Source organism: Azospirillum sp. B506 (assembly GCF_000333595.1).
In the GTDB taxonomy this organism is placed as follows: Bacteria; Pseudomonadota; Alphaproteobacteria; order Azospirillales; family Azospirillaceae; genus Azospirillum.
Map to the genome: position 1 here is coordinate 1 of NZ_BADK01000111.1, position 8,951 is coordinate 8,951.

General features: G+C 67.5%; 7 protein-coding genes. 6 read left to right on the forward strand and 1 reads right to left on the reverse strand.

Translation table 11 applies throughout. From position 1 onward, the window contains the following. Positions 1 to 305: hypothetical protein (locus tag I71_RS39100; RefSeq protein ID WP_211098354.1), on the reverse strand; the 305-nt coding region annotated here is incomplete at its 3' end. A 326-nt stretch (positions 306 to 631) separates the two neighbouring features. Between I71_RS39100 and nifJ the strand changes: the two genes are divergently transcribed. From nifJ to I71_RS04010, 6 genes are all read left to right on the forward strand, one after another. Further along, the gene (nifJ, locus tag I71_RS03990) at positions 632 to 4,180 is read left to right on the forward strand and encodes a pyruvate:ferredoxin (flavodoxin) oxidoreductase (RefSeq protein ID WP_085940677.1); all 3,549 of its coding nucleotides are present in this window, start codon (positions 632 to 634) and stop codon (positions 4,178 to 4,180) included. Positions 4,181 to 4,308: 128 nt separating this feature from the next. Beyond that, positions 4,309 to 4,467, forward strand: coding sequence for a hypothetical protein (locus I71_RS39105; RefSeq protein WP_211098355.1), 159 nt, complete (start codon positions 4,309 to 4,311; stop codon positions 4,465 to 4,467). 412 nt (positions 4,468 to 4,879) lie between these two features. Beyond that, a complete protein-coding gene (locus I71_RS03995) occupies positions 4,880 to 6,385 on the forward strand; it encodes a tagaturonate reductase (RefSeq protein WP_042690949.1) in 1,506 nt (501 codons plus the stop codon). Positions 6,386 to 6,450: 65 nt separating this feature from the next. Continuing rightward, positions 6,451 to 6,768 carry a hypothetical protein gene (locus I71_RS04000; protein WP_042690951.1) on the forward strand — a complete coding sequence of 106 codons (318 nt, stop codon included), beginning with the start codon at positions 6,451 to 6,453 and terminating at the stop codon, positions 6,766 to 6,768. 34 nt (positions 6,769 to 6,802) lie between these two features. Then, positions 6,803 to 7,867 (forward strand): LacI family DNA-binding transcriptional regulator, encoded by a 1,065-nt coding sequence (locus I71_RS04005; RefSeq protein ID WP_042690953.1) that lies wholly within the window; start codon positions 6,803 to 6,805, stop codon positions 7,865 to 7,867. 102 nt (positions 7,868 to 7,969) lie between these two features. Next, a partial coding sequence (locus tag I71_RS04010; protein ID WP_083896951.1) for a serine hydrolase occupies positions 7,970 to 8,951 on the forward strand: 982 nt, incomplete at its 3' end.

Here is an 8,951-nt window from a genome sequence, read left to right on the forward strand (position 1 = left end):
ATGGTGCGGTGCGCTGAATTCTTCGCAACCGCAGCATAATTCCGCCCGGTGCCAGGGGGCGATTTCTTGCTGCGATGCAACGTTGCTGTGGGGTTGAGAGCCTGCGCGTTGGTTCGGGACTTGGTGTCGGGCCGATCAGCCCGCTGCATCCGCCTGTAGGAAGCCACAGCGACCGATCGCCATAAATGATGTGGATCAAAGCCCTGTTTGCGGGCCGCAATCCTCGGGCGACCGGATGCCAGCGGTTCCCTCCCGACTTTTCCGCAGAAACGCTGATCAGCCAGCGTCATGTTGCGCTGCGACAAATTGGGGCCTTCCTTGCAAAAGTAATATATCAGACCCTGGTGCAGTGCAGGGCGACGGCATCCGGAAATTCCGTGTCGAACTGACAAGCGTCAATGTGCCCACCCCGTTCCGGATCGACCATTCCCACTGGCCGACAGCCGTTTCCTGCCGCGCCCCCGCCGGCTTCGCGAAGCCTTGCCGGCCCCCGCCATCGAAGACGCCCCCTTGGGAGACGACCGTCGCCAGCAAAGAGGACATTTCCGGCATGACCCAAAGTCCGACCTCCGCCCAGCCCGCCAGTCCCGCCACCCTTACCCCCGCCAAAGGCCGAACCATGGCCCGCATCATGGACGGCAACGAGGCGGCGGCGTCGGTGGCCTACCGCGCCAGCGAGGTGATCGCGATCTACCCCATCACGCCTTCCTCGCCGATGGGGGAGTTCGCCGATGAATGGTCGGCGGCGCGCCGCCCCAACCTGTGGGGGAGCGTGCCCCAGGTGGTGGAGATGCAGTCGGAGGGCGGTGCCGCCGGCGCGGTCCACGGCGCCTTGCAGGCGGGATCGCTGGCGACGACCTTCACGGCGTCGCAGGGGCTGCTGCTGATGATCCCCAACATGTACAAGATCGCCGGAGAGCTGACGCCCTTCTGCATGCATGTGGCGGCGCGCACTCTGGCGACCCATGCGCTGTCGATCTTCGGCGACCATTCCGACGTGATGGCCTGCCGCCAGACCGGCTTTGCCATGCTGGCGTCGGCCAATGTGCAGGAGGCGCATGACCTGGCGCTGGTCGCCCACGCCGCCACCCTGCGGGCGCGCGTGCCCTTCCTGCATTTCTTCGATGGCTTCCGCACCTCGCACGAGTTCAATCGGGTCGAGACCCTGGAGGACGGCGACCTGCGCGCGCTGATCGACGACGCCTGTGTCGACGCCCATCGTCGCCGGGGCCTGACGCCGGATCATCCCGTCGTCCGCGGCACGGCGCAGAATCCCGACGTCTTCTTCCAGGCCCGTGAGGCCGCCAACCCCTGGTACGAGGCCTGCCCCGCCATCGTGCAGGAGATGATGGACCAGCTGGCCACCCGCACCGGCCGGGCCTATCGCCTGTACGATTATCACGGGCACCCGCAGGCGGAGCGGGTCGTGATCGTGATGGGATCGGGGGCCGAGACCTGCAACGGCACGGTGGACCGGCTGGTGGGGCAGGGGGAGCGCGTCGGCTGCCTGACCGTCCGCCTGTTCCGCCCCTTCTCCATCGCCGATTTCCTGTCCGCCCTGCCGCCGACGGTGCGCCGCATTGCCGTGCTCGACCGCACCAAGGAACCGGGTGCGGTCGCCGACCCGCTCTATCTCGACGTGGTCGCAGCGCTGGCCGAGGCCCGCGCCGCCGGTTCCTCCGCTCTCGACCCTGCCGTCGGTGACCCCGCCGTCATCGACCCGATGGTGATCGGGGGGCGCTATGGCCTGTCCTCCAAGGAATTCACCCCCGCCATGGCGAAGGCGGTGTTCGACGAGCTGGGCCGCGACCGTCCGAAGCGCCGCTTCACCGTCGGCATCACCGACGACGTCACCCATCATTCGATCCCCTGGGATGCGAACTGGGGCGTCGAGGAGCCGGGCGTGTCCCGCGCCGTCTTCTTCGGCCTGGGCGCCGACGGCACGGTCGGCGCAAACAAGAACTCCATCAAGATCATCCAATCCAAGACCGGCGGCCACGCCCAGGCCTATTTCGTCTATGACAGCCGCAAGTCCGGCTCGACCACCGTGTCGCACCTGCGCTTTTCCAAGGATCCGATCCGCGCCCCCTATCTGATCGGCCAGGCCGGCTTCGTCGCCTGCCACCATCTGCCGCTGATGGAGCGGGTGGAGGTGGTGGAGATGGCCGCGCCCGGCGCGACCGTCCTGCTCAACGCCCCCGGCACGCCGCAGCAGGTGTGGGACGCGCTGCCGGCCGAGGTTCAGCGCCTCTGCATCGAACGCAGGCTGTCGCTGCACGCCATCGACGCCGGTGCGGTCGCGCGCGAGGTCGGGCTCGGTCGCCGCGTCAACACCATCATGCAGACCTGCTTCTTCGCGCTCGCCAACGTGATGCCGGTCGAGGACGCCATCGCCGAGATCAAGGCGGCGATCCGCAAGACCTACGCCCGCCGTGGCGACGAGGTGGTGGCGCGCAACATCGCCGCCGTCGATCAGGCGCTGGCGCATCTGCGCCCGGTTCCGGTGCCGGACCATGTCACCGCCGACCATGACCGTCCGGCTCCGGTGCCGGAAACCGCCCCCGACTTCGTCAAGCGCGTTACCGCCATGATGATCGCCGGGCATGGCGACCTTTTGCCTGTCTCGGCCTTCCCGGTGGACGGCACCTGGCCGACCGGCACTTCCAAGTATGAGCGCCGGGGCATCGCGGCGGAGGCGCCGGGCTGGAACGCCGACCTCTGCATCGAGTGCAACAAGTGCGTGCTGGTCTGCCCGCATGCCGCCATCCGCGCCACCGTTGTGCCGGAGTCGGCGCTGGCCGACGCCCCTGCCGGCTTCGAGACCATTCCCTACAAGGGCCGCGAGTTCCCCGGCGGCCGCTATCGCCTGCAGGCCTCGCCCGCCGACTGCACCGGCTGCACGCTGTGCGTCGGCGCCTGTCCGGTGGAGGAGAAGAACGGGTCCGGCCGCAAGGCGCTGGAAATGCGCCCGATCCAGTCGCTGGCCGGCCAGCAGGAGGCCTTCGACTTCTTCCGCGGCCTGCCCGCCATCCCGCGCGAGTCGGTGCCCGTCACCGTCAAGCACACCCAGCTTCTGGAGCCGCTGTTCGAGTTCTCCGGCGCCTGCGCCGGCTGCGGCGAGACCCCCTACATCAAGATGCTGACCCAGCTGTTCGGCGACCGCATGGTGATGGCGAACGCCACCGGCTGCTCGTCGATCTATGGCGGCAACCTGCCGACCACGCCCTACACCACCGACGCCAGCGGCCACGGACCGGCCTGGGCCAATTCCCTGTTCGAGGACAATGCCGAGTTCGGCCTCGGCCTGCGCGTCGCCATCGACCAGATGGCCGAACAGGCGCGCGACACGCTGGCGCTGCTGTCCGCACATCTTGAACCCGGTCTGGTGACTGCGCTTCTGGAGGCCGACCAGTCCGACTCCGCCGGCATCGCCGCCCAGCGGACCCGTGTCGCCACGCTGATGGGGCAGCTTGCGACACTGAAGGACCCGCTGGCCCGCCGGCTGGAGCAGCTGGCCGACTATCTGGTCCGCAAAAGCGTGTGGATCGTCGGCGGCGATGGCTGGGCCTACGACATCGGCTATGGCGGCCTCGACCATGCGCTGGCATCGGGCCGTGACGTGAACATCCTGGTGATGGATACGGAGGTCTATTCCAACACCGGTGGCCAGCAGTCCAAGGCCACGCCCATCGGCGCCTCGGCCAAGTTCGCCACCGCCGGCCGGTCGGCGGCCAAGAAGGATCTGGGGCTGATGGCGATGGCCTACGACCATGTCTATGTCGCCCGCACCGCCTTCGGCGCCCGTGACAGCCACACGCTGAACGCTCTGGTGGAGGCCGAGTCCTATCAAGGCCCGTCGCTGGTGCTGGCCTACAGCCATTGCGTCGCCCATGGCTTCGAGCTGTCGCATGGGTTGGAGCACCAGAAGCTGGCGGTGGACAGCGGCCACTGGTCGCTCTACCGCCGCGATCCGCGCCGGCTGGCCGAAGGCACGACCGCGCTGCAGTTGGACAGCGGTGCGCCGTCCGCCGGTCTGGCCGCTTTCATGGCCGGCGAATCGCGCTTCAGCGCGGTGGAGCGCAGCAACCCCGACCGCTACCACCTGCTGGTGGGCGAGGCCGAGGCGGAGATCCGCCGCAAGCGCCACCTGTTCGAGCATATGGCGGGGTTCAAGGAGTAGGAGGCGTTCGGCAGGCCTCCTGCGCTTTTAAAGAGCATATCTCGTAGAAATAAATCTCACGATTGATATTTTTCTCGGAGTGCTCTTTAGTATTGATCCAATCGCAGCCATCGGTAATGGGGGTTTCAATGACAACTGTTGACAAGGTGCCTCCCGCTTCCGACAACGAAAAGCCGAAGAAAATCCCCGCAATCTCTGACGTTCCTTCCGACATCGAGGAAAAGGAAAATGCGGTGCCTGACGACGCTCTCTTGGTAAACCTAAGGGACGTGATGAACGAAGGTTGAGATCGCTGTACGAAGGACCCGATATTTCTTCAATGGCCTGCCGTAAATGGCAGGCCTTTTTTTGTGGCGGGAGGTTTTGGGGTGCGGAGTTTTTCTGATGGATCCGTGACTGGTTTTTTCCGGCAGATCTCAGGTCCAGAAGATCACATGACTGGCGTGCGTGCGTCCGTGGGATAGGAAGGCTGTTTGTGCCTTCACACGTCGACGCCCTTGGATGTGTGCTTTGGATCAAGGCGCGTATCTCGACGATCCGTTATGGATGGGCGGTCGACCTCCACCACCCCTCCACCACAATGCCGCACCCTTTTCTCCTTGCCCCACCCATTAATATATTAGTATATTGAACCCATCGCCTGTGCTTGCCTTCCTGGCGCCGGGCCCGGATTTCCAGCTCCTGTAAGGATGCCCTGTCATGCCTTCCCTGACCCGTGACCAGCTTGCCGGCGGCGCGTTCGACGTCGCTCACACCGACGGCGCTCCGACCCTGCCCGTGACCATCCTCCAGGTGGGCGACGGCAATTTCCTGCGCGGATTCGTCGATTGGATGGTCGATGTCGCCAACGGCCAGGGATTGACCAAGGCCGGCATCGCCATCGCCCAGCCGCTGGACCAGGGCATCGCCACCCTGCTGAAGGCGCAGGACAACCTCTACACCGTCCTGCTGCGCGGCATCGAGAACGGGCGCGAGGTCGAGTCCCGCCGCGTCGTCTCCTGTGTCTCGGAGGCGCTGAACCCCTATGCCGACTGGGCGCGGATGGTCGAGCTGGCCAGTTCGCCGGCCCTGCGCTTCTTCGTCTCCAACACCACGGAGGCCGGCATCGCCGACCGGGAGGAGGCCTATGCCCCCGGCGCCTGCCCGGGCAGCTTCCCGGCGAAGGTCGCGGCCCTGCTGCACGCCCGCTACACGGCGCTGGGCGGCACGGCCGACAGCGGTCTGGTCTTCCTGCCCTGCGAGCTGATCGAGGCCAACGGCACCAACCTGAAGCGCATCGTCCTGGCCCACGCCAAGCGCTGGGGCCTGGAGGCCGGGTTCGCCGACTGGGTCGAGACGCACAACCACTTCCTGAACACGCTGGTCGACCGCATCGTCCCCGGCTATCCGCGGGACGAGGCCGCCGCGCTGTCCGCCAAGTGGGGCTATGAGGACAAGTTGGCCGTCGCCGCCGAGCCGTTCCATGTCTGGGTGATCGAGGGACCGGCCCATCTGGCCGAGGAGTTGCCGCTGCACAAGGCCGGCCTGAACGTGGTGTGGACCGACGACCTGCAGCCCTACCGCACCCGCAAGGTCCGCATTCTGAACGGCGCCCACACCGCCAGCGCTCTGGCCGCCTATTGCGCCGGGCTGGACACCGTCAAGTCGATGATGGACGACCCGACCGTGTCGGCCTACCTGAACAGGGTGATGTTCGAGGAGATCGTCCCCTACGTCCCGTTGCCGGAGGCCGAGCGCCAGGACTATGCCCGCACCATCATGGAGCGCTTCGGCAACCCCTATATCCGGCACGAGCTGATCTCGATCACGCTGAACTCGGTGTCGAAGTGGCAGGTGCGCGCTCTGCCCAGCCTGAAGGACGCGGTGGCCCGCAACGGCTCGGCACCGGCCGGCCTGTCCTTCTCGCTGGCGGCGCTGCTGCGCTTCTACCGCGGCACTCTGGCCGACGGTGCCTATACTGGCCAGCGCGAGGCCGGGGCCTACCCGATCAGCGACAATGCCGAGGTGATCGCCGCCATGAGCGCCGGCTGGGCCGCCAATGCCGGTGACGCCGAGGCCCTGGTTGCCGCCGTCCTGTCCGACGTCCGGCTGTGGAAAGAGGATCTGACCGCGATTCCCGGCCTGGCCGCGCGGGTCGCCGACAGCCTCGCCGCCATCGAGGCGAAGGGCATGAAGGCGGCCATGGCGGAGCTGGTTGCCGCCTGATCCGGCGGTCGTGACAACGAGACGGGGGCGCGTCCGCTGGGCGCGCCCCTGCGGGCATGGGACCGATGACACCCAATCTGCACCGGCGCATCGCCGAACTGGAACTGGACGCAGCGGTGCTGCGCCATCGTCTGCTGCATATCCCGCTGGCGATGCAAGAGGATTGCAACCTGCGGGCAAGCCATAGGATCATCGGCCGCGAAGCGCTGAACCTGTTCCGGGCCGTCCGGCAGGAGACGCGCAACGGTGACGACGGGAGCGAGTGCGACGAGGCGCTCAGCCGGATCGAGGCCGCCTATCAGCTTGTCCACGAAGCGATAGCGGCCCTGGCCGATCTGACCCTCCGCGACCCTGCTCCTGCCGGCCCGCCGACGCGGCACTGATGGGCCGCATCCCGATGCGTGAGGAAGACCGACGATGCAGACGACAGAAACCAGGAAGCGGGCACGCCGCGGCACCCAGCGGGTGACGATGACCGACGTGGCGACCGCCGCCGACGTGTCGCCCAGCACCGTCTCGCTCTATCTCCGCCGGCCTGAGGCGGTGTCGCGCCATCTTGCCGAACGCATCGCGCGGGTGATCGACGAGATGGGGTATGTGCCCAACCTGGTCGCCGGCAGCCTCGCCGCCGCCCGCAGCCGTACCGTCGGCGTCATCCTGCCGTCGATCCTGAACTCCTTCTTCGCCGAGACCTACAACACGCTGCAGGGCATGTTCCAGGCCGCGCACTACCAGACCCTGCTGGGCGTCAGCGAGTTCAGCCCGGAGGAGGAGGAGGGGCTGATCCGTGCCTTCCTCGCCTGGTCGCCGGCGGCGATGGTGGTGACCGGCTTCCACCACACCGAGCGCACCCGCGCCATGCTGGCCTCCTGTGGGGTGCCGGTGGTGGAGATGTGGGACATGCCCGGCCATCCGGGCGAGGCGATCGGCATCAGCGTCGGCTTCTCGCATTTCGAGGTCGGCCGCATGCAGACCAGCCACCTCTACGACCAGGGCAGCCGCAAGGTCGCCTATATCGGCGCCGCCGCTCACCAGGATCTGCGCGTGCGCAGCCGCACCGACGGCTACGAGGCGGAAGTGTTGCGCCGCGGCCTGCACGATCCCATCGACTTCACCGTTCCCGACGCGGCCACGACCGAGGTCGGCCGCTGGCTGATCGACGAGATCCTGACGCGCCATCCCGACATCGACGGCGTGGTCTGCTCCAACGACGCGCTGGCGCTGGGTGTGCTGTTCGAGGTCACCCGCCGCGACCTGCGGGTGCCGGAGGATCTGGCAGTGGTGGGATTCGGCGATCTGCCCTTCAGCAACTCCTGCCCGCCACCGCTGACCACCGTCCGCCCGCCGCAACGCGAGATCGGCCGCCTCAGCGCCACCCAGATCCTGGCCGCCCTCGACGGCGTCCGCGTCAGCCAGAAGCACCATAATCTGGACTGCGAACTGGTGATCCGCGGCAGCACCCGCCCGGTGACGAAGGGGTAGGTTCCGCTCCTTGCCGTCCGCCGATTGCTCGGCCTACCCTCGGTTCCAGTTATGGCTTTCGGCGTAATCCTGCCGGGCCGTTCACAGGACGGGGGCAGGGGCATGCAACTGCAGGGACGAGGAAAATCCGGCCATTCGCACCGGTTGGTGACGGGCTTGGCGCTGCTGCTGGCCCTTGCGCTTCCCCTGTCCGATGCCGCAGCCGCCAAGCCCGACCGGCTGCAACGGCTGCTCGACCGTTTCCTTGCCGACGAGGAGCTGGACGGCGGCATCCTGCTGGTGTCCGGTCCGGACGGGCGGCGGGTGGTGGTGTCCGGGATCGCCGACCGCAAGGGCGAGCGGCCGGTGACCGAGGACACGCGCTTCTACGTCGCCTCCGTCGGCAAGATGGCGACCGCCGCCGCCGTGCTGCAGCAGGTGGAGGAGGGGCTGCTCTCGCTCGACCAGCCGGTGCGGGACCTGGCCCCGGATCTGGCCCCGGATCTGCCGCTCGACCGGATCGCCAATGCCAACCGGGCGCGTCTGGTCCATTTGCTCGATCACAGCTCGGGCATTCCCGATTACATCACCGATGCCTATCAGGAGGATGAGGCGGTCAAGCCGGAGCGGCTGCCGCGCAACGGTGCTCTTCTCGCCTATGCGGCGGGGGAGAAGGCGACCGGTCCGGTCGGCGGACACTACGAATATTCCAACAGCAACTATGTCCTACTCGGCCACATCGCCTCGCGGCGCGACGGCGTTCCCTTCGCGCAGGTTCTGCGGAACCGGGTGCTGGAGCGGGCCGGCATGGCATCGACCAGTGTGGGCGCCGATCCGCGCGACCGCAGCCTTGCCCATGGCTATACCGAGGACGGCGATGTCAGCCGCCGCTCCTGGGCGGCGACCACCGGCGACGGGCCGCTGGTCACCACCGCCGGCGATCTGGAGCGCTTCGTCTTCGCCCTGTTCCGCGACAACCGATTGCTGGGCGGCGCGACGGTCCGGCGCATGCTGACCCCATCGGAGAACGAAGAGGGGCAGGGGCTTGGCGTCNCGCTGTGGAAGGACCGCTGGGGACGCGGCGTCGGCCATGACGGGCGCTATG